This window comes from Eubacterium ramulus ATCC 29099, assembly GCF_000469345.1.
Classification (GTDB): Bacteria; Bacillota; Clostridia; order Lachnospirales; family Lachnospiraceae; genus Eubacterium_I; species Eubacterium_I ramulus.
The window spans coordinates 1-23,550 of the sequence record NZ_KI271128.1; the positions used below are offsets into that span (position 1 = coordinate 1).

Consider the following 23,550-nt stretch of genomic DNA (forward strand, 5'->3'; position numbering starts at 1 on the left):
CGACGTCTTAACCGCTTGACCAACGAACCACAACAATCGGTATTATACAGAAACTAGCGTTTGCTGTCAACACTTTTTTTGCAATTTTCTCGTTTTTTTGTATAATTCCATCAAATATATACAATTATACAAATACATATCAATTCATTCTATTTCCGGCTGTAAAATCATGCAACATGATTCCACAACCAGAAAGCAAATGATATTTTTTATCAGACAATTAATTTCTGAATAAAAATTAAGCTAATTTAGCTTTTGCAGCTTCTACTAATGCAGCAAATCCTTCTGCATCGTTTACAGCCATCTCAGCCAGCATTTTTCTGTTGATCTCGATATCAGCCAGTTTTAAGCCGTACATGAATTTGCTGTAAGATAAACCGTTCAGTCTGGCTGCAGCATTGATACGAGCGATCCAGAGCTGTCTGAACTGTCTCTTTTTCTGTTTTCTTCCTGCATAAGCACTTGTAAGAGCACGCATTACAGACTGTTTTGCGATTCTGTACTGTTTGGATCTTGCTCCTCTGTAACCTTTAGCCAGTTTTAATGTTCTATTATGTCTTTTTTTTGCGTTTAATCCGCCTTTTACTCTTGCCATTTACGTCATCCTCCTAATCTTCTATCTTACAGATACGGTAAGATTTTTTTCATGTTCTTAACATTAGTAGCATCTGTGATAGTTGCTTTTCTAAGATTTCTTTTTCTCTTAGCGCTTTTCTTTGTTAAGATGTGACTCTTATAAGCTTTATTTCTTTTTAACTGTCCTGTTCCTGTTTTTTTGAAACGTTTTGCTGCTGCTCTGCTGGTTTTCATTTTTGGCATAATGAAATTCCTCCTTGATAAATAGTCTAATTAGCGTTTTTCGGCCAGCACCATTGTCATGCTGCGGCCTTCCATCTTCGGTGCCTTCTCCACTGTCGCTATTTCAGAAAGCGCCTCAGCAAAATCATCCAAGATGTGTTTGCTGTTCTGGACATGAGCCATCTCACGTCCACGGAAACGCAGGGATACTTTCACCTTATCACCTTTTGTGATAAACTTTCTGGCTGCGTTTATTTTGGTGTTTAAATCATTGGATTCAATATTCGGTGACAAACGCACTTCCTTGATCTCCACAGTTTTCTGCTTTTTGCGAGCTTCCTTCTCTTTGCGCGCCATTTCATAACGGTACTTTCCGTAATCAATAATCTTGCAAACAGGCGGTTTCGCTGTCGGAGCGATTTTCACTAAATCAAGCTCTGCTTCCTGCGCCAGTTTGAACGCTTCTCTTGCAGACATGATACCAAGCTGAGTACCATCTGCACCAATTACACGAACTTCTCTGTCTCTGATCTGTTCATTAATCATTAAATCGCTAATGGTTTTGCACCTCCATAAAAAAAGTGGATAGGCAGACTATCCACAATCAAATCAAATGTATTTGAATCATAACCGCCGGTCGCCCACTTGCGCCGAGGTGAGAGTGGATACTCTACTTTGTCTTCAACAACTCTGATACTATACCATACTTTTTTTTCAGCGTCAACCGGTTTTTGTAATATTTTTTATCTGTTTTTACAAATAAATGTTACAGTCCACACACGCCATTCCATAAAGTAAAATATAGTACAAATCCGGTTCCCATATTCCTTCTTGCATAGATTTTACTTTTTTATTATACTACTTTTGAAATAATTTTCCACATATATCTTTGGATATTTCGAAAAAATTATCTATCAACATTTAGGTGTTTTGACACCTTAATCTTATAAATAAAGAAAGGACATGTTTCCTATGAATAAAACCATTGATTTACATGTACACTCCACTGCTTCTGACGGTACTTTCACCCCGACAGAACTCGTTACAGAAGCAAAACGATGCGGTCTCTCCGCTTTTGCGTTAACCGACCATGATACCGTTGACGGTATTTCCGAAGCACTTGCTGCCGGCGAAGCCTCCGGGTTCGAAGTTATCCCAGGTGTGGAACTTTCCACAGAATACAACGAAACGGAAATCCATGTCGTCGGACTCTTTATTGATCCTGCCAATACCGAACTTCAGGCAGAACTTGCAAAATTCCGTGATAACCGGGACAACCGCAATCTGAAAATGATAGAAAAACTTCAGGAAGAGGGATTCCGGATCACCGCAGAAGATCTGTATCGTCTGAATCCGGATACCGTGGTGGCACGTCCACACATTGCAAGATATCTGGTGGATTCCGGACAGGTAAAAGATCTGAAAACCGTGTTTGACAAATACATCGGCGACGGTTGCAAATGCTATGTGGACCGCTATAAAATCACACCGATGCAGGCAGTGGCTCTGATCCATCAGGCCGGCGGACTGGCAATTCTCGCACATCCATGTCTTTATAAGATGAAACGTGCAGAGCTGACCGCCATGATCGAAGAACTTGTGGCTGCAGGTCTGAACGGCATTGAGGCAGTATATTCCTGCAACCAGGGTTCCGATGAAAAAGATTTCCGGGCAATGGCAGAAAAATATCATCTGCTGCTCTCCGGCGGTTCTGATTTCCATGGTGCAAATAAGCCATATATTCATCTTGGCACCGGAAAGGGAACGATGTCCGTGCCGCATGAATTTCTGGAAGCTATGAGAACTTCTTTTACAAAGTAACATGCGAAGTGTAGAGTGCAGTGATTCTGGTCAGCTTACGCTGACCAGAATCACGCACCAAGTCTCACGTGCGTTCGACTTGAATATCAGGGGAAAACTTTTCAATCACCTCTGCCACGCCGTCTTCGTTATTATCGTGCTCTGTGATATAATCTGCAGCATCTTTCACGCTCTGCACCGCATTTTTCATAGCCACTCCCACACCGGCATTTCGGATCATACTGATATCATTCTCCTCATCTCCGATGGCCACCGCATGTTCAATCGGTACTCCAAGGAAATCACACAAAAACGCTACACCGTATCCTTTATTCGCCCCAAGCGGACAATACTCCAGATATTCTTTGCAGGAGAAAAAGCTGCTGCACTTTTCTTTCTCCCACTCTGCATGTGCCTGCTGAAATGCTTCCAGCCGTTCTTTATGCTCCAGATCGATCAGAAGCATTTTGGGCGGTTCCTCATACAGCATACTGTTCAGATTTCCGGTAATCCTGCATGGCATTCCGGTCTTTTTCGTATAGAAATCAAGTTCTTTACTTCGTTCTGCCGCAAGCACCTGTGTATCAGAATAGGTCTGAATATGTATACCTGCTTCTGTCGCTTCCCGCAACAGATACTCAGCATACTCGATTGGCAGACGCTTGTTGCTCAGGATACAATCTGCAGAAAAATCGTAAATGGTTCCGCCATTGTATGCTACCAGGTAGCAGCCCGGTCGTGTTAATCCAAGTTCTTTTGCAATTCTCCGTCCGCTGCTGACAGCCCGGCCGGTCGCAAGGGCGATATAATGCCTCTGATCCACTGCATTCCGCAGTGCTTCCCGATTTTTATCTGAAATCGTTTTATCATCCCTCATTAAAGTTCCGTCAAAATCAATAAAGAATATCTTTTTTTCCATATGACTGCCTCCTATGATCCATATTCCGTTTCCCAAAAGGTGTTACTTCATAAGTAATTTTCAGAACATTTCCCCTTTATTAACATAATTGTATCATAGTTTCCGATTTGTTACTATCTGTAATTTCCCAAAATTTTAAAATTCCGGGCTTCATCCCGCAGACCAAGCACTGCATTTTTGATGGCACTGTCATTCAGATTACCACTGAGATCCATAAAGAAACGATAATCCAACGGATCTCTGGAAATAACAATGGACTCAATCCGGTTCATATTCAGATTGTTGTAAGTCAAATGAGACATCAGATGATACAGGGAACCGCAGGCATCCGGTGCCTCAAAACAGATGCTGATCTTATCCGCACCACTCAAAGTAACACGGTCTTTGGAAATCAGCAGATAGCGGTCTTTTGGCTGCGGGCTTGTCTCGTATTCTTCCAGAATATAAAACCCATACTCTGCTACCAGATTGTAATTGGCAGACACATAGCCTGAGGCCGGATCCTGCATTGGAAGAAACGCAAAATTAACTTCTTCCCGCTGTAATACATCACAGGCTTCCCGCCAGTCCGTGCATTTCTGCAGACCACATTCTTCCGGAAAATAACTTTTTGCCGCGTCTTCGGAAGCCGGAATAAATGCTGCTGCATGGGTGAAGTCAAGTTCCTTCACCTCTACAAAACCAGTTGGCGCAAATTTTCCATGCTCTGTCAGAAGCTGATACTGTCGTTTTCTGCTGACAGACATGATATGCTCGAACAACTCTCTGACGCCATGACTGTTAAACTCAGAATGTGCCAGTTCTGCCACAGAATCCAGTTTTGATACCTCGCGTTCCTTATCAAACACTGCTTTCCCGGTGGAAATCTTGTATTCCGCCACCTGAGTCGTCAGTATCATACGATTTTCAAACAATTCTACGATCTGACGATCAATGCCATCAATCTCATTTCGAATATCCAGTAAATCTTTCATCTGTCTTACTCCTTACGTTCATCCGTATTTTCACTAAATTCAAGAATGCCCTCGGCATTCTCTCTGCTTTATCGCCATCTTTGAATAATTTACAAAAACATTTTTACAGGTCAAATAGCGACAGCTGATTGGATTCCGGAAGATCTGACAGGATTCCCAGCTCTACCATCTTATCAATCACTGTCTTACTTACTTTTGTACGTTGACGAAAATCATCTCTTGAAAGGAATTTTCCATCCTTTGCCGCTTCCACCACTGCGTCGGCTGCCTTATCTCCCAGACCGTCAATGGTACTGATCGATGGCATCAGTTTATCATCAATGATCTGAAAATGATGTGCTTTTGCCCGATACAGGTCAATTGGTAAAAATTCAAATCCACGGGCGTACATTTCCTGTACGATACGCATGTCTTTGTAAGTATCCTGTTCCTTTTTGGACAGATCATCCTTCCGCCGTTCATATTCATGCATATGATGTTCCAAACGTTCTTTCCCCTGACACATCAGTTCATAGTTAAAAGATGTGGCACGGATACTGAAAAATGCCGCATAATAAGCAAGTGGATAAAATACTTTGCACCAGGCAATACGCCACGCCATCATAACATAAGCCGCCGCATGGGCTTTCGGGAACATATATTTGATTTTTTCACAGGACCACACATACCAGTCCGGCACACCGTGATCCAGCATATCCTGTTTATATTCCGGCCATTCTTTACATTTTCCATTGGCAACGGCACCTTTTCGTACACGCTCCATAATCGTAAATGCTTCTTCACTGTCCAGCCCTTTACCGATCAAATACGTCATAATATCATCTCTCGTACAGATTGCCGTAGAAATGGTTGCTTTTCCTTCCTGAATCAGCGTCTGGGCATTTCCAAGCCATACGTCTGTTCCATGCGACAGTCCTGCGATTCGGACCAGATCCGAAAATGCCTGCGGTTTGGTATCGATCAGCATCTGCATCGCGAAATCAGTACCAAACTCCGGGATTCCAAGAGCTCCAAGCTTACAGCCACCAATATCTTCCGGCTCAATGCCAAGGGCTGAAGTATTCTGGAATAAAGACATGACTTCCGGGCTGTCCAGCGGGATCGTCTGCGGATCCACACCAGTCAGATCCTGAAGCATACGGATCATGGTCGGATCATCGTGTCCGAGAATATCAAGTTTCAACAAGTTGTGGTCAATGGAATGGTAATCAAAATGCGTCGTGATAATATCTGTCGTCATATCGTTGGCTGGATGCTGCACCGGTGTAAAGGAATAAATATTTTCCCCTAGCGGAAGCACAATGATTCCACCCGGATGCTGACCGGTAGTACGACGCACACCGACACAGCCCTGCACGATCCGGTCGATCTCACAATTCCGTTTGGGAACACCACGTTCCTCATAATAATGCTTCACATATCCGAATGCCGTTTTATCCGCAAGCGTTCCAATCGTTCCTGCACGAAATGTCTGACCGTCACCGAAAATAACCTCTGTATACTTGTGTGCTTTACTCTGATAATCGCCCGAGAAATTCAGGTCGATATCCGGCTCTTTGTTTCCCTTGAATCCAAGGAAAGTCTCGAATGGGATATCAAAGCCTTCCTTCATCAGCTTCTGACCACAGTGCGGACAGTTACGGTCCGGCATATCACATCCGGCTTTTCCGGCATAGCCTTTTACAAGTTCTGAATCAAAATCCACATAATGACAGTTGCTGCAGATATAATGCGGGCTCAGCGGATTTACTTCCGTGATTCCTGCCATGGTTGCTACAAAGGACGATCCTACGGATCCTCGTGAACCTACCAGATACCCATCCTCATTTGATTTCCACACCAGTTTCTGTGCAATGATGTACATAACGGCAAATCCATTGGATATAATGGAATTCAATTCACGTTCCAACCGCTCAACTACCACCGGCGGAAGTTCTTCGCCATAAATCTCATGAGCTCTTGTGTAACAGATTTCACGCAGCATGCCATCCGAATTTTCAATAACGGGCGGACACTTATCCGGTCTGACCGGTGAGATTTTCTCACACATATTTGCAATCTTATTTGTATTTTCAATGACTACTTCTTCCGCTTTTTCACTGCCCAGATATTCAAATTCTTTCAACATTTCCTCTGTTGTACGAAGAAAAAGCGGGGCCTGCTGATCTGCATCATCAAAGCCCTTGCCTGCCATAATGATACTGCGATATATGGAATCTTCCGGATCCAGAAAGTGTACATCACAGGTTGCTACCACAAGTTTATTAAACTGCTCCCCCAGTTCTACAATCTGCCGGTTTATATCCTTCAGATCTTCTTCCGATTCTATCGGTTCCTTATCACTGCGCAGCATAAACGCATTGTTTCCCAGTGGCTGAATTTCCAGATAATCATAGAACTGTACGATTCGTGCCACTTCTTCCTGCGTACTTCCACGCAACAACGTACGATACAACTCTCCCGCCTCACAGGCAGAACCAAGCAGAATTCCTTCCCGATATTTCATAAATTCGCTTTTTGGAATTTTCGGCCGGCGGTTATAATATTTGATATGGGAATCCGATACCAGACGATACAGATTTACTCGACCAATATCATTCTGCGCCAGCATAATGGCATGGTAACTTGGCAGCTTTCGGATACTCTCCTCCGTATAGCTTTCCATCTGTTCCAGATTTTCCATAGTTTCTATGCCTCGTTCCCGCAGCATTTCCACAAATTTTATAAATATCTCTGCTGTACAGGCAGCATCATCTACCGCACGATGATGATTTTCCAGGGAAATGTTCAGTGCTTTTGCGATTGTATTTAACTTAAATCGATTCAGCGAAGGCAGCAGAACACGGGCTAAAGCTACCGTATCCAGTACAGTTTTTTCACATTCCAGACCTAACAGATCACAGTTATGCCTAATAAAACTCATATCAAAATCAGCATTATGTGCCACCATAACAGCATTCTGGCAGAATTCCATAAATTGCGGCAAAATCTCATGAATCATCGGCGCATCCAGTACCATATCGTCCGTGATATGAGTCAGCTGCTCAATCTCATATGGAATTGGTACTTTTGGATTGACAAAAGTAGAAAAACGTTCTGTAATGGAACCATTTACCACTTTTACAGCACCAATCTCAATAATTTTATTTTTGGCTGCACTGAATCCTGTTGTTTCCAGATCAAATACAACAAAACTATCTGCAAAGCTCTGCCCCATCGGGTTTTCTACCAGCCCTTTCAGATCGTCCACCAGATAGGCTTCCATACCATAAATGATTTTAAAATCATCATCCTTTCCAATTGCGTGGTTTGCATCCGGAAAAGCCTGTACATCTCCGTGATCGGTGATAGCAAGTGCTTTGTGTCCCCATTTCATGGCACGTTTGATGATATCTTTGACATCAGATACACCATCCATATCGCTCATCTTCGTATGGCAATGCAGTTCCACACGTTTCACCGGACTGGTATCCATACGGGTAGACACAAAGGACGGAATCTTCTTGATACCGATGACAGAACCGATGGTCAGTTCGCTGTCAAACCGGTCAATTGTTGTCACACCTTTGATTTTCAGAAATGCACCTTTCGCAATCCCTCCGTCTTTGATTTCCTTGAGATATTCATCCTTGCAGAACATTTTTACCATGATCGTGTCGGTAAAATCTGTAATAGAAAACATTAAAATAGTTTTCTCTCCACGGATCGGACGCTCGTCCATAGACAGAATCTGTCCACGGATAACAACTTCTCCCATCTCGCCCATAATCTGTTCAATGCGAATCGTCTCTTCTTCGAAATCACGGCCAAATATCACATCCGGATTGTCAGAACGTTTAAAAGAACCCCGCTCCCGGAAATCCCGGCTGCCGCCAAAATTCTTTCGGAAACCACCGTGTTCTTCCTGTTTTGCAGACTTCTTTCCTGCTGACACGGCTTCCTTTTTGGCCGCCGGAGCTTCCGTCTTCTTTGCCGGAGCTGCTTTCTTCGCAGGCTTTGCAGCAGTCTCCCCGGTCTCCCATGGTACTTCCGATGCACCTGCTTCCTCACTCTCCAGATATTCTCCTTCAGAATGACGTTTTGCACCAAAACTGGACAGACGAATGACATTTTCCACTTCATTCTGCATCTTGAGATCTGCATTTTTCCGGTATTTGGATTCTTTTTTCTCATGAAACTCCATCTGAATCTGCACGGACAGATTACATCGTTCATTGAATATTTTTTCCAGAATGTGATAGATTTCTTCTTCTTTCTGATGCGCCAGTACAGAATCTTCCAGACTGATACGCAATGTGTTTTCCTCCACCACATCTACTTTTGCTTGACGCAGCAGGTTATACTCCAGCAGACTGTATCGATGAAATTCTGTCAGAATACTGCTCCAGTACACATCCAGCAGATTTTTCAGTGTATACTGTTCAGACAGCTGAAAATGTTCAATGATCTTGATATTCATCGTATGATGTGGAAACAGCTGTCGTTTCAGTTCACTTTCCAGAAAATATATTTTTTCTTTTGGCAAAAGTCTGCCGCATCCAAGGTAGATACGCAAAGAGTTTCTCTGTCTCGTTGTGGAAACTTTTGAAACTGTGGCATCATCCAGCATGCCATGCAGATCCGTATCCAGTTTTAACTGTGGAAATACTTCAAAAAAGCTTTTTGCCATTTATCTATTCACTCCAATTGATCAGTTCCTGTCGCAGTGCCTCCAGCAACTCTGCTTCCGGTACTTTTTTTATCACTTCTCCGCGACGGATGATCAGACCTTCCTGTTTTCCACCGCAGATACCAAGATCCGCTTCTTTCGCTTCCCCGGGTCCGTTTACCACGCAGCCCATTACAGCCACTTTTATATTCAGTGGAAATTCTGCCACCATGGTTTCTACTTTATTTGCCAGACTGATCAGATCCAGACTGGTACGTCCACAGGTCGGACAAGAAACAATCTCTATACCACCGTTTCTCAGCCCCAGTGTTTTCAGAATCAACTTGGCTGATTTGATTTCTTCCACCGGATCTCCGGTCAGAGATACACGGATTGTATCGCCAATCCCCTGATTTAGGATCAGTGCCAGACCGATGGAGGATTTGATATTTCCGCTGATGATTGTTCCAGACTCCGTGATTCCCACATGCAGCGGATAATCCGTCTGTTTTGAAATCAGTTCATGTGCTTTCACACACATCATAACATCTGAGGATTTGATGCTGATAACCAGATTATCATAGCCAAAATCCTCAATCATTTTCACTTTATCCAGTGCACTCTCTACGATTCCTTCTGCTGTCACACCATGATATTTCTCTACCAGTTCTTTTTCCAGCGAACCACTGTTTACACCGACACGGATTGGGATATTACGCTCTCTGGCACAATCTACCACTGCTTTGACACGCTCAGCAGAACCAATGTTGCCCGGATTGATACGAATCTTGTCCGCACCGTTTTCCATGGCTGCAATGGCAAGTCTGTAATCAAAATGTATGTCCGCAACAAGTGGAATATGAATCTGTTTTTTGATCTCCTGAAGTGCTTTTGCAGCTTCCATGTCAGGAACGGTACTGCGGATGATCTGACATCCTGCACGCTCCAACTGCAAAATCTGTGCCACAGTCGCTTCCACGTCCTGTGTCTTCGTATTTGTCATAGACTGAATCGCAATAGGATGATTGCCTCCAATGACCACATCACCAATTCGTACTTCTCTTGTAGATTTTCTCTCTGCCATTTTTTTCTCCTCTTAAATGATAAGAAAGCCCTGCTGTACCTGTTTTTCAAAACAGATCCACAGAACATTCCTATCCACTATCATGGTATCAGTTTTCGAATATCATTAAACATAATCAGGATCATCAGACCAAACAGACACAACAAGCCAATAAAATGTACCATGCCTTCTTTGTCCTCGCTGACCCTCTTTCCTCGGATTGCCTCGATCACCAGAAATACCAGACGACCGCCATCCAGCGCCGGAATCGGAAGAAGGTTCATAACCCCAAGATTTGCAGACAGTAACAGTGCCAGATTCAATAAGTTCATCCAGACATAAAAAACACCGTCTGATTTACTCATGTCATAAGTATCCCCGATGGTTTTTACAATTCCCACCGGACCGGACAGATCATTAACGCTGACCTGATGGGTCAGAAGCATTTTCAGACTTCCCACCGTATACTGGATCCAGTATTTTACTTCATACACACTGTATTGCAGCGTCTTTAACGGACCGAATTTGGTATACTCTCCGGAGCCATAGATACCGTAACGGTAACGACCCTGTTCTTCATCGTAGGTCGCCTGAACTTCCACGGTATTGCGCTCCCCGTTTCTCTCATAAGTCACTTCCACAGTCTCCCCGGCGTGAAACAGGGTATACATGCTGATTTCCTTAAAAAAATGAATGTGCTTATGATTCATTTTTATAATCTCATCACCGGCCTGCAGTCCTGCTGCCTGTGCACCGTATCCGTCTTCCACCTGTGCCACTATCGGTGCGGAAATTCCGATATTTCCGAGAATGATCACTGCCAGTACAAATGCCATGATAAAATTAAACACCGGTCCGGCAGCAACCACGCTGATGCGCGCCCAGACCGATTTTTTCTGAAAAGAACGGTCATCATTACTCTGACTGTCCTCCCCCTCCATCATACAGGCGCCGCCAAAGGGCAACAGCTTAATGGAATATTTTGTCTCTCCCTTTGTAAAACCGACAATGGTCGGACCAAGTCCCAGTGAAAACTCATTCACCCGGATACCGTTGGCTTTTGCCAGCAGAAAATGTCCCAGCTCATGGAACAGAATAATTGCACTGAACAGCAAGATCGCTATGATATATTTTATGATCACCCTACCACCTGCTTTCTATCCATTCATATACCGCTGCCTCCGTTGCCAGAATCTCGTCTACCGACGGATGTTTGATATATGCAATTTCCTCCATTGCAGATGCGATAATATCCGGAATATCCAAAAATGCGATTCTGCGTTCCAAAAACATTGCCACTGCTTTCTCGTTGGCTGCATTAAATACCGTCGGGATATTGCCACCGCGCCGCATTGCCTCCAAAGCAAATTTCAGTCCTTCGAAGGTCTCCATATCCGGTGCTTCAAATGTCATCTGCCCCAGTTTGTAAAAATCAAGACGCATCCCCCGCAGGAACCGTCGTTCCGGATAATACAGTGCATACTGGATCGGAAGCTTCATATCCGGTGTGCCAAGCTGTGCAATGATGGCACCATCTTCATACTGCACCATGGAATGGATCACGCTCTGCGGATGCACGACTACCTGAATCTGGTCAAGTTCCACATCAAACAGCCACTTTGCCTCCATAACTTCCAGACCTTTGTTTACCAAAGTAGCGGAATCAATCGTAATCTTTCTTCCCATCACCCAGTTCGGATGCTTCAGGGCGTCTTCCAGACGCACCTGTGAAAGCTCTTCTCTGCTCATTCCGCGAAACGGTCCACCGGACGCAGTCAGCAGAATCTTATCAATCTTATTTCCATGTTCTTTCTCTCCATTCAGAGATTGGAAAATTGCACTATGTTCACTGTCCACCGGAAGAATACGGACACCACATTTTTTTGCCAATGGCATAATGATATGTCCGGCTGTCACAAGCGTCTCTTTATTTGCCAAAGCAATATCCTTGCCGGCTTCAATTGCGGCAATGGTCGGACGGATCCCAAGCATGCCTACAATGGCTGTCACAAGCACTTCTGCTTTTTTTTCACAGGCTACTGCCATCAGTCCGTCCATACCGGACAGAACAGGGATATTCAGATCGCTGATCCGCAATGCCAGCTCCTTCGCTTTTTCTTCTGTCTTTACCGCTGCGAGAGCCGGTCTGAATTCACGAATCTGCTGTTCCAGCAGATTGATATTATCACCGGCTGATAAAGCAGTTACTTTGATATCCTGCTGTGCACGCACAACCTCCAGTGTCTGAGTACCGATTGAACCGGTAGAACCCAGAATCGCTATATATTTCATATTTATATTTCCTTCCATGAAAGTTAGTAGTTAAATGGCAAGCTGCAACAGATTACCGGTCAGATAAAAAATAATCGGTGCGGTAAAGATCACACTGTCAAAACGGTCCAGGATACCTCCATGACCCGGAATCAGCTTTCCGTAATCTTTGATTTCAAAATTACGTTTGATAGCAGATGCTGCCAGATCGCCAACCATTGAGATCAGCGCGCCTGCCGCACAGATACCCGCCATCATAAAAATATATGGCACATCCACATCCATAGAACCCCGGAAAAGAAATCCGTAAATAATCGTCAGCAGTGCAGCTCCTATTACACCACCTACAGCACCTTCCACTGATTTTTTAGGACTTAACACAGGTGCCATCTTATGTTTTCCGAACAACATACCCACGCAGTATGCACAGGTATCGCAGCCCCAGGAACAAAGGAAAATCAACCATACGAGGTACTTTCCGCCTTCCAGAGAGCGTGTCTCATAAATGCAGGACAGCATTACTGCCACATAGAATACTCCGAAAAAAGCTGCAATGATCTGGTTTGCATGAAACTTCGGATAGCCAAATACAAATACACACATGCACACGATCAGCAGTGCCATCACAAACATCATACTATCCGGTATAAAATCAAATACCAGATTCAGATAATATACAATGGCAGCCACATATCCGACGATACCCGGTACACTTTTCTCAATACCGAATACACGGTACAGTTCAAACAGTCCGATCAGTGAGATTATGCCCAGTACTGTCAGCAGCAGATAGCCGCCGTGAATAATAAATAACAACGCCAGCAGTACCAGCACGATACCACTCAACAGTCTTGTCTTAAACATATTTTTTTCCTCTCTTATGTTCAGGTATTTTCTTAGAAATCCCTTTTATGCTTTTACTTTTCCATAACGGCGATCACGGCTGGTATAAGCCTCCAGTGCCTTCACCAGTTCTGCTTTATCAAACTTCGGCCACGGCACATCCGTAAAGTAAAATTCACTGTACGCATGCTGCCACATCAGATAATTAGACAATCTCTGTTCTCCGCTGGTACGGATCATCAGATCCGGATCAGGAATTCCGTCAGTATCCAGATAGCTGGAAAAGTGTGATTCATCCACATCCTCCAGTGCAAACTTTCCTTCTTTATAGTCCTGCATCATCCGACGCATACCGCGCAGCATCTCATCCCTGCTGCCATAGTTAATGGCGATTTGGAACTGCAGACCGGTATTTTTCGCAGTATCTTCCTCCAATACACGGATGCTCTCCCGGAGATCCTCTGCCAGTCCGGTCTTATCTCCGATGACACGCACACGGGTATTATTACTCATTGCCTTCCCATAGCAGATTTTGATATATTTGCGAAACAAAAACATCAGCGTTTTTACTTCTGTTTCCGGACGGCTCCAGTTCTCCGTGGAAAATGCATACACGGTCAGATATTTAATTCCAAGTGCATCCGCATCCTCACAGATATCCATAAGTACATCTGCTCCTTTGGAATGTCCATAAGTCCGGGGCATACCCTTGGATTTCGCCCAGCGTCCATTTCCATCCATAATGATTGAAACATGTGTTGGTATCTTTAACTGTGAAAGTTCCATTTTTTCCCCTTTCTCAGAAAAGGACATAGCCTGCGCCATGTCCCCATCCTCTCATCTCAGTCTGTTATATTCTGCTTATACAGTCATGATTTCTTTTGTTTTCTCAGCGATCGCACCATCAATCTCAGCGATAAATTTATCTGTCAGTTTCTGAACCTGCTCTTCCAGATCTTTAATCTCATCCTCAGAAACATCGCCGCCTTTACCCATTTTCTTTAATGCATCATTTGCATCACGACGAATGTTCCGAACAGCAACTTTGGCAGCCTCGCCTTTTTTCTTGACATCTTTCGCAAGGTCTTTACGTCTCTCCTCTGTCAGTTCCGGAAATACCAGACGGATGCATTTGCCATCGTTAGTCGGGTTGATGCCAATGTCGGATGTCATAATTGCTTTCTCGATTGCTTTCACCATAGATGCTTCCCATGGCTGGATCATGATCATGCGTGCTTCCGGTACAGATACGTTTGCAACCTGCTGGATAGCTGTCGGTGCACCGTAATAATCTACACGAAGCTGATCCAGAACATGCGGGTTTGCACGGCCTGCACGGATAGAAGTGTATTCATCCAGTAAATTGTTGTAAGATTTCTTCATCTTTGTCTCATAAGGTTTGATTGTCTCGTTTGCCATATTTTAATCCTCCAGATATATTCTTTTTTACCTTCTGTTATATTTTCTGTATTATATTTCCCGGAATACTACTCTATTCTTCTAATACTTATACAGTTACTTTTGTTCCGTTAAAGTCACCGCTGATTGCTTTTACAATGCTGTTTTCTTCGTTTAATCCAAACACATACATCGGCATTTTGTTCTCCATGCTCAGGATGGATGCTGTCAGATCCACAACCGCCAGCTGTTTGTCAATGACTTCCTGAATGCTTACTTCATCGTAACGTTTTGCATCCGGATTTGTCTTCGGATCACTGTCGTATACCCCGTCAATGGCTTTTGCCAGCAGAATTACATCTGCCTCGATTTCAATAGCCCGCAAAACGGTTGCTGTATCTGTAGAGAAGTACGGATGACCAGTTCCTCCTGCAAAAAATACAACCATTCCTTTTTCAAAATATTTATTGGCACGGTCTTTGGAAAATAATTTTGTAAAAGAGCCGCACTCAAATGGTGTCAACACATTTGTCTTCATTCCTACGGAACGGAAAATCTCGGATACATAAATACAATTCATAACCGTTGCAAGCATACCGATCTGATCTGCTTTTGTACGATCAATCGTCTCGCTGGTACGTCCTCTCCAGAAGTTTCCTCCACCGATCACAATACCTACTTCGATGCCCTGATCCACTAACTGTTTTACCTGATTTGCGACAACGGTAACCGTTGCCTCATCAAATCCAAATTTTTTATCTCCTGCCAGAGCTTCTCCGCTCAATTTCAGTAAAACTCTTTTCATAAGAATTCTGTCCTTTCTTCTTTATTAATTATTCATACTGATCATTATTTCATCAATGATACAGGCACATTGGCTCTCTTTCGCTCATTATATCATGAACAAAAACAGTTCATGATTGGCATTCACCACTCGTCAATCATACAAGTATGTTGACTCGTTTGCATTCATTATATCGTGATTTCATCACTCAATAATTTCGCCGTTCGTCAATCATGCAAGCATGTTGACTCTCTTTCGCTCATTATATCATACCTTTTTAGTTTGTGGTAGCGAAATTTACTCACAGTATACACCGCCGCATTTTTCAATGCATGCCTTTGCCACCACATTCATGGCATCAATATAGAAATCCGGATTCAGACTGTAATTCACATTCAATACCGACAATTCTGTACATGCAAGGATCACCGCATCACAGCCCTGCGCCCGCAGTTCATGTACCACGTTCATAAACTGATGCCTGTCTCCTTTTTCTCCACGCTTGATCTGCTCATAGATCAGGGACATAACATCTTCCTGCCGTTCCTTGGAGGGATAAACAACTTCAATTCCCCGCGCCTCCATGGCCTTCTTGTACATACCACCTTGCACAGTACCATCTGTCGCCATAATACCGACTTTCTTACGCCCGCGCTCCGCTGCATAACGGGCAGTTTCCTCAATCATGTTGATGAACTTTCCATTCGTCAGTTTCTGCAGCCGATCTGCAAAATAATGGCAGGTATTGCACGGAATGGCAAAATATTCACAACCCAGCTGCTCCATTCCACGGATATCATTTGCAATGATATCCCAGAGATAGTCCTGCTTGCCGCACAAAATACATTCGGTCCGGTCCGGGATCGACGCATGGTTGTAAATGAGGATATCCAAATGTTCCCGGTCATTGTTGACAGATGTATTGTCAATGATTTTTTTATAAAAAAGAACCGTTGCTTCGGAACCCATTCCTCCTAATATTCCTAACTTTTTTTTCTCCATATTTTTATGGTTTCCTTTCCTATAAAGGGCATACCTTTGCACTTTATTCCTTTCGAATATATCAAATCTGTTTCACAGTGTCAACCGCGTCTTGTTTCAGCATATCTGTTTTATTCTGCGATTTATTCTGCGAATCGCCCAGGATTCTACTGTCCGCCCCGTTTTACAATTTTTCAGCGAATTAAACTTGTATAAATGATATATCTGGTATAAAATAATGCAGGAATATGGGCGCATATTGCTTCCTGTTCCAAACAAACTAGCAGTGATCATATTAAACTGGAGGATTATAAATATGGACTTTAAAGATCAGCCATTCATACCAATGCTCTTTGGCGGTGACATCAACACCTACAGTGTTGCCCGTGCATTTTATGAAGAATATCAGGTAAAAACTTATGTATTCGGAAAGTTTCCAAGCGGTCCGAGTTATAACAGCAATATTATTGAGTACCATGCAGATTTAAAAATTGATACGGATGATGTATTTATGAAAACCGTCTGCGATTTTGCTGCCGCACATGCAGACAAAACGGTTTTGACCATCGGATGCGGCGATTCCTATGTAGCGCTGTGCAGCCGCCACAAAGACGAAATGCCGGAAAATGTCGTTGCCCCATATATTGATTTTGAACTTATGGACAGACTGCAACAAAAAGAATTGTTCTACCGTCTCTGCCGGGAACACGATATCGATTTTCCGGATACTCTTGTATTCCGCTATGGAATGGATTTGGATTTTGAACTGCCGTTTTCTTTCCCGGTTATTTTAAAACCATCCAACTCTGTAATGTACTGGGAGCATGAATTCCCGACCCAGGAAAAAGTATATAAGATTGACAACGACCAAAAATTAAAAGATACCATTCGTCAGATTTACGATGCCGGATACACCGACTCCCTGATCATTCAGGACACAATCCCGGGAAATGATGAGTTCATGCGTGTACTGACCTGTTTCTCCGGCAAGGACAAAAAAGTAAAAATGATGTGCCTCGGACACGTTCTGTTAGAGGAACACACTCCACACGGATCCGGCAACCATGCAGTCATCATCACAGAACCTCAGGAAGAGCTGATGACAAAAGTCAAGAATCTGCTGGAAACCATCGGTTATGTAGGATTTTCCAACTTTGATATCAAATATGATGTCCGCGACAACCGCTACAAATTCTTTGAGATCAACACACGACAGGGACGTTCCAACTACTATGTAACCGGTTCCGGTTTCAACGTAGCCCGTTACTTCGTAGAAGAATTTGTATATAATAAAGAAATTCCTTTCGAGATTGCAAAAGAAGAGCATCTCTGGATGGTTGTACCAAAAGCCGTTGCCCGCAAATATGTACACCAGCCAGAAAACAAAGAGAAATTAAACCGTCTGATCCGGGAAGGTAAGGTTGTAAATCCAGTATTCATGAAAGGCGATTTCAACTTCAACCGTTGGCTGCGTATGGTAAAGAACCATTTCAGCCACTTCCGCAAATTTAAAACATACTATCATTAAAAATAGAGAGGAATACTTATGATTACTTATACACAGCAGGATTATCTCAACACACTGACTAAGGCAGGTCTTGTCATCGACAGCAATCTGTACGGACATGACTCTGATGCCATTCAGGGACTGACTTACAATTCCAAAGAAGCTACAGCAGGCACATTATTTGTCTGTAAAGGAGCTGCTTTCCACCCACAGTATCTGGCAGATGCAGTTTTTTCCGGTGCTACACTGTATGTCAGTGAGCAGAAATATGAACTGGATACAAAAGTTCCTTACATCCTTGTCTCTGATATCAGAAAAGCAATGCCATACCTGGGAAAACTCTTTTTTAACGATCCATCTAAAGAGCTGAATCTCATCGGTGTTGGCGGAACAAAAGGGAAATCCACGACTGCTTACTATGTAAAAGCGATTGTGGATGATTATCTGGCAAGTATCGGAAAAAAAGAAAGTGCCGTTATCTCTTCCATCGATGTATATGATGGCGTGACCAAAGTGGAATCACATATCACCACACCGGAGAACATTGAACTGCTGCAGCATTTCCGCAATGCGGTAGATTCTGATATTGATTTTCTGGAAATGGAAGTATCCAGCCAGGCATTAAAGTACAACCGTGTGGATCAGATTACATTTGATGCAGCAATCTTCCTGAACATCTCCGAAGATCACATCAGCCCAATTGAACACCCGGATTTCGAAGATTACTTTTCTTCCAAATTAAAAATGTTCGCACAAACGAAACATGCACTGATCAACACAAACTCCGATTATTTTGAGCGTGTTGCCGAATCTGCCAAAGATGCAGAAAATGTTATCACTTTCGGCACAAAGCCGGGCAGCGATATCTTAGGTTACGATATCAAAAAAATTGATCACGAGATTCATTTCCGTGTATCATGTGACCGCTTTGATGAAGATTTTGCACTGACCATGCCGGGTCTGTTCAATGTGGAAAATGCACTGGCAGCGATTGCAGCCGCATATGTATTCAACATCCCGGTGAAATTTATGAAATCCGGTCTGTACCGTGCCCGTTCTTCAGGAAGAATGGAAACCTATATGTCCGCAGATAAAAATGTTATTGCCGTAGTAGACTACGCCCACAATAAACTGAGTTTTGACAAACTCTTCTCTTCCACCCGCAAAGAGTATCCGGATTATGACATCATCTCCATCTTTGGATGTCCGGGCAAAAAAGCAGTAATCCGCCGCCATGATCTCGGAACTATTGCCGGTATGTATTCTAAAAAAGTATACATTGTTGCAGAAGATCCAGGTGCAGAACCTGTGGAACAGATTTCAAAAGATATTGCACAATATGTGGAAGCTCAGCATTGTCCGTATGAAATGATCGAAGATCGTGGAGAAGCTATCCGCAAAGCCATTATGACTTCCGAAGGAAAATCCATCCTTCTGATCACCGGAAAAGGCAATGAGACCCGGCAAAAATACGGAAGTGAATATCTTGACTGCCCTTCTGATGTGGAATATACAAAAAAATATCTGGCAGAATACGACGCTTCACACCAGGCATAACAGAATCTGTTCGCTTCTCATAACAGATATCTGCATTTCTGAATAAGTTACTGAAAAAAAGCAACTGACACTCTTTTGATTTGTCAGTTGCTTTTTTTATTTTTACAGTTATTTTTATTTCATTGTGGCAATCAGATTCCATTCGATGGATAATAAATATAATTGCATTTTAACACTTCACTGGACAGACCATTCTCATCCACTGCAATCAGTGACAAAATATTATTTCCCTCCGGAATTTCAATCGGACCTGTATATTTACTGGATTTTTTACTTGGTGCTGTATCATTCCAGGTATAATATACAGTAACTCCCTTCGGTACAGTCACAGTTACACTGGATGCTTCTGTGAACCTTCCTCCATCCGGTGACACCACAGGGACATCCGGAGCGTCCAGTTCAATATCATACTGCGCGGAAACCGGTTCACTGTAACGTCCGTTTTTGTCCATTGCAACGGCTGTCAGCGTTGTCTTTCCCTGTTTTTCAATGGACACCACATCTTCGTACAGTGTATCCTTCTTCGTCGGAATCGAACCGTCCAATGTATAATAGATTTCCAGACTTTTTCCTTTCACCGACAGCTTTACTTCCTGAAATTCTTTATACGTTCCACTCTTTACATCAATAACCGGTGTCTCTACCAGATAAGTGTCAAACAGAGACAAAATATCTGGATTTGTCGTCTTTTCCTTCAGTGCAAGGATCTGTTCATAAGAGCCATTTTCATCATATAATTCCAGCAGACTCTCATATGCCTCTGTGCAGTCCGGATTCTGATCGATCACTTTCAGCAATATTGTCTCCGCCTGATCATCTTCCTTCATCATCTGATAAATCTGACCCTGCAGAAGTAAAGCATCTTCACTGCCGTCCTCCAGCTGCAATGCACGATTTACATAATCGAGCGCACTGGTATAATTTTTTTGATCAAAAGCTTCCTGCGCGCGTTTCAACTGATACGCAGCAGAATTTGCCCGCTGATACCGCAGTATCCCGCCCGCTGTCAGACAGGCAGCTGCAAGCACTATCAACAGAATGATCAGCATACGCAGCTGCTTTTTCTTCTGCTGTCTGCTTTTTTTCTGCTTCCGCCCGCGCTCCGCCTGCTTTGTATCCGATGATTCCGAAGATTTTCTGCATTTGTCTTCTGCTGAAACCGTTTCTTTTGTTTTCTCACTTTCTTCATCCAGCATGGAACGAAGCAGATCATCTTCCAAAATATTGATTTCGGTCACGATCTGTGCCTCCTGCCCGCAATTGGAACAGTATACACAGCCTGGACGAATCTCAGCACCACACTTTGCACATTTCATAGTTTATCCTCTTAACGCATTGTCTCCACACAGTTATTCATCAGCATTGCAATGGTCATTGGTCCTACACCACCAGGTACCGGAGTGATTGCGCTGACATGAGGCTCAACAGCCTCAAAATCCACATCGCCACAAAGCTTCTTCCCTTCCAGACGATGAATGCCCACATCAATGACTGCCGCGCCTTCTTTGATATACTCTTCTGTAATAAATTTTGGTTTTCCAATCGCAACAATCAGGATATCTGCCTGTCTGCACAGTTCCTTCAGATCTTTTGTTCTGGAATGAGCCACTGTCACCGTTGCATTTTCCCGCAGCATCAGCATAGCCATCGGTTTTCCCACGATATTGCTTCTTCCGAGAACCACGCAGTTTTTTCCTTCTATCTCAATATCGGATCTTTTCAACAGCTGAATCACGCCTGCCGGTGTACACGGCAAAAATCCTTGGCTTCCGATCATCAGTGCCCCTGCACTCTGCGGATGAAAACCATCGACATCTTTGGCCGGATCAATAGCCAGAATTACTTTCTCCTCATTGATATGTGCCGGCAGTGGAAGCTGCACGAGAATTCCACGTACTTCCTCTTTGTGGTTCAGCTCTGCGATCAGTGCCAGCAGTTCTTCTTCTGACGTTTCTTCCGGTAATTCATAGGACTCAGAACCAATTCCGATATACGCACATGCATTTTTCTTATTTCTCACATATACGCTGGATGCAGGATCTGCCCCAACCTGGATTACTGCCAGAGAAGCTGTTTTTCCCTGTCGTGTAAGTTCTGCCACCTCTGCCTTCAACTCATCCTTTATTTCCTGGGAAATCTTCTTTCCATCGATCAAATTTGCCATTCCTTTTTGTTGCCTCCAAATCACTTTTATTACATCTGCTTTGTTAATTATGCCCTTTTTAGAATAATCCTGTGATGGCACCTTCTTCATTCACATCAATATTGTTTGCTGCTGGCTGTTTTGGCAGTCCCGGCATGGTCATAATTGCACCGGTAACTACGACTACGAATCCCGCACCTGCGTTTACATATACTTCACGCACATTAATGCTAAATCCGCTCGGACGGCCCAGCTTATGCTGATCATCAGACAGAGAATACTGTGTCTTTGCCATACATACCGGGAAATCTCCCATGCCCAGATCTTCGATACGTTTTAATTCTTTATTCGCTGCATTAGCGTAAGTCACTCCGTCTGCACCGTAAATTTCTTTTGCGATGGTTTCAATCTTCTCTTTCAGAGATAACTCGTCATCGTACAATACTTTGAAATTGCTTTCTCTGTTTTCCAAAGCATCCAGTACTTTTTCTGCCAGAGCGATTCCTCCCTCACCGCCTTTCTCCCAGACTTCAGAGATTGCAAACTCACATCCGCGTTCTTTACAGAACTGCTCGACATAGTCAAGCTCTGCCTGTGTATCCGTAGCAAATGCATTTAAAGTTACCACTACCGGCACACCAAACTTCTGGAGATTCTCAATATGTTTTTCCAGATTTACAATACCAGCTTTGACTGCATCCAGATTCTCCTGTGCAAGATCTGCTTTTGCCACACCACCGTTGTACTTTAATGCGCGGACAGTTGCCACCAAAACAACAGCATCCGGTTTGAGACCAGCCATACGGCATTTAATATCAAAGAACTTCTCAGCACCCAGATCTGCACCAAATCCCGCTTCTGTAATAGTAATATCTGCCAGTTTCATCGCTGTCTTTGTAGCACGTACACTGTTACATCCATGCGCAATATTTGCAAACGGTCCACCATGTACGATAGCCGGTGTATGTTCCAGTGTCTGAACCAGATTTGGTTTCAGAGCATCTTTCAGCAGGGCTGCCATGGCACCTGTTGCATGTAGATCATCTGCAGTTACCGGTTTTCCTTCAAAAGAATATGCCACGATCATGCGGCCCAGTCTGCGCTTCAGATCCTCCATATCATCCGCCAGACATAAAACTGCCATGATCTCAGATGCTACGGTGATCACGAAATGATCTTCCCTTACCATTCCGTCCATTTTGCTTCCAAGACCGACTACGATATTACGAAGCACACGGTCATTCATATCCAGACAACGTTTCCATACCACCTGACGAGGATCGATACCAAGCTCATTTCCCTGCTGAATATGATTGTCCAGCATTGCTGCCAGCAGATTGTTAGCAGATGTGATAGCATGAAAATCTCCGGTGAAATGCAGGTTCAGATCTTCCATCGGTACCACCTGGGAATATCCGCCGCCAGCCGCACCACCTTTGATACCAAAGCACGGTCCGAGTGATGGCTCACGCAGTGCAAGAATAGCTTTCTTTCCCATCTTGCAGAATGCCTGTGCCAGTCCGATACTTGTAGTAGTCTTACCCTCTCCTGCCGGTGTCGGATTGATTGCTGTCATCAGTACAAGTTTGCCGTCCGGACGCTCCTCTACTCTTTTGATAAGCTCATTACTTAATTTTGCTTTGTACTTTCCGTACAGTTCCAGATCGTCCTCTCCGATTCCGATCTTCTCAGCCACCTTCCCAATTGGTTCCATTACAGCTTCCTGTGCGATTTCAATGTCTGTTTTCATTGGTATACCCTCCTATTATTGTATTATTGAACTTAAAAAAGCTTCAAACAACTATGATGCTCAAATATTCAAGAATACGCTCGGCATTCTTGTGATGATGATTCACCGCTTATA

The 23,550-nt window shown here is 43.5% G+C and carries 20 protein-coding genes; 3 read left to right on the forward strand and 17 right to left on the reverse strand.

What is annotated here, in order from left to right; all coding sequences use genetic code 11:
• Positions 1-238 precede the first annotated feature (238 nt).
• From rplT to infC, 3 genes are read right to left on the reverse strand one after another with little or no spacing between them, the layout of a single operon-like run.
• Positions 239-595: a 50S ribosomal protein L20 gene (gene rplT, locus HMPREF0373_RS07750; RefSeq protein WP_021739126.1), complete on the reverse strand. Its 357-nt coding sequence runs from the start codon at positions 593-595 to the stop codon at positions 239-241.
• A 26-nt stretch (positions 596-621) separates the two neighbouring features.
• Positions 622-819: a 50S ribosomal protein L35 gene (gene rpmI, locus HMPREF0373_RS07755; RefSeq protein ID WP_021739127.1), complete on the reverse strand. Its 198-nt coding sequence runs from the start codon at positions 817-819 to the stop codon at positions 622-624.
• 30 nt (positions 820-849) lie between these two features.
• Complete coding sequence (gene infC / locus HMPREF0373_RS07760; RefSeq protein ID WP_021739128.1) at positions 850-1,344, reverse strand: translation initiation factor IF-3; 495 nt, start codon at positions 1,342-1,344, stop codon at positions 850-852.
• A 426-nt stretch (positions 1,345-1,770) separates the two neighbouring features.
• On the opposite strand from infC, the gene HMPREF0373_RS07765 reads away from it, so the two are divergent.
• On the forward strand, positions 1,771-2,619 hold the full coding sequence (locus HMPREF0373_RS07765) for a PHP domain-containing protein (protein ID WP_044963449.1): 849 nt from the start codon (positions 1,771-1,773) through the stop codon (positions 2,617-2,619).
• Positions 2,620-2,683: 64 nt separating this feature from the next.
• Here HMPREF0373_RS07765 and HMPREF0373_RS07770 read toward each other — a convergent pair whose 3' ends face one another.
• The 11 genes from HMPREF0373_RS07770 to cuyB all read right to left on the reverse strand — a co-directional run bounded on the left by HMPREF0373_RS07770 (position 2,684) and on the right by cuyB (position 16,500).
• A complete protein-coding gene (locus HMPREF0373_RS07770; RefSeq protein ID WP_021739130.1) occupies positions 2,684-3,517 on the reverse strand; it encodes a Cof-type HAD-IIB family hydrolase in 834 nt (277 codons plus the stop codon).
• Between the two features lie 113 nt (positions 3,518-3,630).
• Entirely contained in the window at positions 3,631-4,491 is an 861-nt protein-coding gene (locus HMPREF0373_RS07775; RefSeq protein WP_021739131.1) for a bifunctional chorismate mutase/prephenate dehydratase, read from the reverse strand.
• Positions 4,492-4,594: 103 nt separating this feature from the next.
• Positions 4,595-9,160 carry a PolC-type DNA polymerase III gene (locus tag HMPREF0373_RS07780; protein WP_021739132.1) on the reverse strand — a complete coding sequence of 1,522 codons (4,566 nt, stop codon included), beginning with the start codon at positions 9,158-9,160 and terminating at the stop codon, positions 4,595-4,597.
• A 4-nt stretch (positions 9,161-9,164) separates the two neighbouring features.
• A complete protein-coding gene (gene ispG, locus HMPREF0373_RS07785; protein WP_021739133.1) occupies positions 9,165-10,223 on the reverse strand; it encodes a flavodoxin-dependent (E)-4-hydroxy-3-methylbut-2-enyl-diphosphate synthase in 1,059 nt (352 codons plus the stop codon).
• 80 nt (positions 10,224-10,303) lie between these two features.
• On the reverse strand, positions 10,304-11,344 hold the full coding sequence (gene rseP, locus HMPREF0373_RS07790) for an RIP metalloprotease RseP (RefSeq protein ID WP_021739134.1): 1,041 nt from the start codon (positions 11,342-11,344) through the stop codon (positions 10,304-10,306).
• Between the two features lies 1 nt (position 11,345).
• A complete protein-coding gene (locus HMPREF0373_RS07795) occupies positions 11,346-12,494 on the reverse strand; it encodes a 1-deoxy-D-xylulose-5-phosphate reductoisomerase (protein WP_044963452.1) in 1,149 nt (382 codons plus the stop codon).
• Between the two features lie 30 nt (positions 12,495-12,524).
• Entirely contained in the window at positions 12,525-13,337 is an 813-nt protein-coding gene (locus HMPREF0373_RS07800) for a phosphatidate cytidylyltransferase (RefSeq protein ID WP_021739136.1), read from the reverse strand.
• 45 nt (positions 13,338-13,382) lie between these two features.
• Positions 13,383-14,141, reverse strand: a complete 759-nt coding sequence (locus HMPREF0373_RS07805; RefSeq protein ID WP_021739137.1) for an isoprenyl transferase — start codon at positions 14,139-14,141, stop codon at positions 13,383-13,385.
• A gap of 36 nt (positions 14,142-14,177) precedes the next feature.
• A complete protein-coding gene (gene frr / locus HMPREF0373_RS07810; protein ID WP_021739138.1) occupies positions 14,178-14,735 on the reverse strand; it encodes a ribosome recycling factor in 558 nt (185 codons plus the stop codon).
• 88 nt (positions 14,736-14,823) lie between these two features.
• Positions 14,824-15,519, reverse strand: a complete 696-nt coding sequence (gene pyrH / locus HMPREF0373_RS07815; RefSeq protein WP_021739139.1) for a UMP kinase — start codon at positions 15,517-15,519, stop codon at positions 14,824-14,826.
• Positions 15,520-15,795: 276 nt separating this feature from the next.
• A complete protein-coding gene (gene cuyB / locus HMPREF0373_RS07820) occupies positions 15,796-16,500 on the reverse strand; it encodes a cysteate racemase (RefSeq protein WP_021739140.1) in 705 nt (234 codons plus the stop codon).
• 295 nt (positions 16,501-16,795) lie between these two features.
• Here cuyB and HMPREF0373_RS07825 point away from each other — a divergent pair, with 295 nt between their 5' ends.
• The gene (locus tag HMPREF0373_RS07825; RefSeq protein ID WP_044963454.1) at positions 16,796-18,007 is read left to right on the forward strand and encodes a carboxylate--amine ligase; all 1,212 of its coding nucleotides are present in this window, start codon (positions 16,796-16,798) and stop codon (positions 18,005-18,007) included.
• 18 nt (positions 18,008-18,025) lie between these two features.
• Positions 18,026-19,543 (forward strand): Mur ligase family protein, encoded by a 1,518-nt coding sequence (locus HMPREF0373_RS07830; RefSeq protein WP_021739143.1) that lies wholly within the window; start codon positions 18,026-18,028, stop codon positions 19,541-19,543.
• Positions 19,544-19,674: 131 nt separating this feature from the next.
• Here HMPREF0373_RS07830 and HMPREF0373_RS07835 read toward each other — a convergent pair whose 3' ends face one another.
• Genes HMPREF0373_RS07835 through HMPREF0373_RS07845 form a run of 3 tightly spaced genes read right to left on the reverse strand, consistent with a single transcriptional unit; the run spans position 19,675 to position 23,436 of the window.
• Positions 19,675-20,859 carry a chitobiase/beta-hexosaminidase C-terminal domain-containing protein gene (locus HMPREF0373_RS07835; RefSeq protein WP_021739144.1) on the reverse strand — a complete coding sequence of 395 codons (1,185 nt, stop codon included), beginning with the start codon at positions 20,857-20,859 and terminating at the stop codon, positions 19,675-19,677.
• A gap of 11 nt (positions 20,860-20,870) precedes the next feature.
• Positions 20,871-21,707 (reverse strand): bifunctional methylenetetrahydrofolate dehydrogenase/methenyltetrahydrofolate cyclohydrolase FolD, encoded by an 837-nt coding sequence (gene folD / locus HMPREF0373_RS07840; protein ID WP_044963456.1) that lies wholly within the window; start codon positions 21,705-21,707, stop codon positions 20,871-20,873.
• Between the two features lie 58 nt (positions 21,708-21,765).
• Entirely contained in the window at positions 21,766-23,436 is a 1,671-nt protein-coding gene (locus tag HMPREF0373_RS07845) for a formate--tetrahydrofolate ligase (protein ID WP_021739146.1), read from the reverse strand.
• Positions 23,437-23,550 lie beyond the last annotated feature (114 nt).

What these genes read in the sequence shown, in the direction of transcription:
- rplT (WP_021739126.1), bottom strand. Translation starts at nt 595, where the DNA reads ATGGCAAGAGTAAAAGGCGGATTAAACGCAAAAAAAAGACATAATAGA.
- rpmI (WP_021739127.1), bottom strand. Translation starts at nt 819, where the DNA reads ATGCCAAAAATGAAAACCAGCAGAGCAGCAGCAAAACGTTTCAAAAAA.
- infC (WP_021739128.1), bottom strand. Translation starts at nt 1,344, where the DNA reads ATGATTAATGAACAGATCAGAGACAGAGAAGTTCGTGTAATTGGTGCA.
- HMPREF0373_RS07765 (WP_044963449.1), top strand. Translation starts at nt 1,771, where the DNA reads ATGAATAAAACCATTGATTTACATGTACACTCCACTGCTTCTGACGGT.
- HMPREF0373_RS07770 (WP_021739130.1), bottom strand. Translation starts at nt 3,517, where the DNA reads ATGGAAAAAAAGATATTCTTTATTGATTTTGACGGAACTTTAATGAGG.
- HMPREF0373_RS07775 (WP_021739131.1), bottom strand. Translation starts at nt 4,491, where the DNA reads ATGAAAGATTTACTGGATATTCGAAATGAGATTGATGGCATTGATCGT.
- HMPREF0373_RS07780 (WP_021739132.1), bottom strand. Translation starts at nt 9,160, where the DNA reads ATGGCAAAAAGCTTTTTTGAAGTATTTCCACAGTTAAAACTGGATACG.
- ispG (WP_021739133.1), bottom strand. Translation starts at nt 10,223, where the DNA reads ATGGCAGAGAGAAAATCTACAAGAGAAGTACGAATTGGTGATGTGGTC.
- HMPREF0373_RS07795 (WP_044963452.1), bottom strand. Translation starts at nt 12,494, where the DNA reads ATGAAATATATAGCGATTCTGGGTTCTACCGGTTCAATCGGTACTCAG.
- HMPREF0373_RS07800 (WP_021739136.1), bottom strand. Translation starts at nt 13,337, where the DNA reads ATGTTTAAGACAAGACTGTTGAGTGGTATCGTGCTGGTACTGCTGGCG.
- HMPREF0373_RS07805 (WP_021739137.1), bottom strand. Translation starts at nt 14,141, where the DNA reads ATGGCGCAGGCTATGTCCTTTTCTGAGAAAGGGGAAAAAATGGAACTT.
- frr (WP_021739138.1), bottom strand. Translation starts at nt 14,735, where the DNA reads ATGGCAAACGAGACAATCAAACCTTATGAGACAAAGATGAAGAAATCT.
- pyrH (WP_021739139.1), bottom strand. Translation starts at nt 15,519, where the DNA reads ATGAAAAGAGTTTTACTGAAATTGAGCGGAGAAGCTCTGGCAGGAGAT.
- cuyB (WP_021739140.1), bottom strand. Translation starts at nt 16,500, where the DNA reads ATGGAGAAAAAAAAGTTAGGAATATTAGGAGGAATGGGTTCCGAAGCA.
- HMPREF0373_RS07825 (WP_044963454.1), top strand. Translation starts at nt 16,796, where the DNA reads ATGGACTTTAAAGATCAGCCATTCATACCAATGCTCTTTGGCGGTGAC.
- HMPREF0373_RS07830 (WP_021739143.1), top strand. Translation starts at nt 18,026, where the DNA reads ATGATTACTTATACACAGCAGGATTATCTCAACACACTGACTAAGGCA.
- HMPREF0373_RS07835 (WP_021739144.1), bottom strand. Translation starts at nt 20,859, where the DNA reads ATGAAATGTGCAAAGTGTGGTGCTGAGATTCGTCCAGGCTGTGTATAC.
- folD (WP_044963456.1), bottom strand. Translation starts at nt 21,707, where the DNA reads ATGGCAAATTTGATCGATGGAAAGAAGATTTCCCAGGAAATAAAGGAT.
- HMPREF0373_RS07845 (WP_021739146.1), bottom strand. Translation starts at nt 23,436, where the DNA reads ATGAAAACAGACATTGAAATCGCACAGGAAGCTGTAATGGAACCAATT.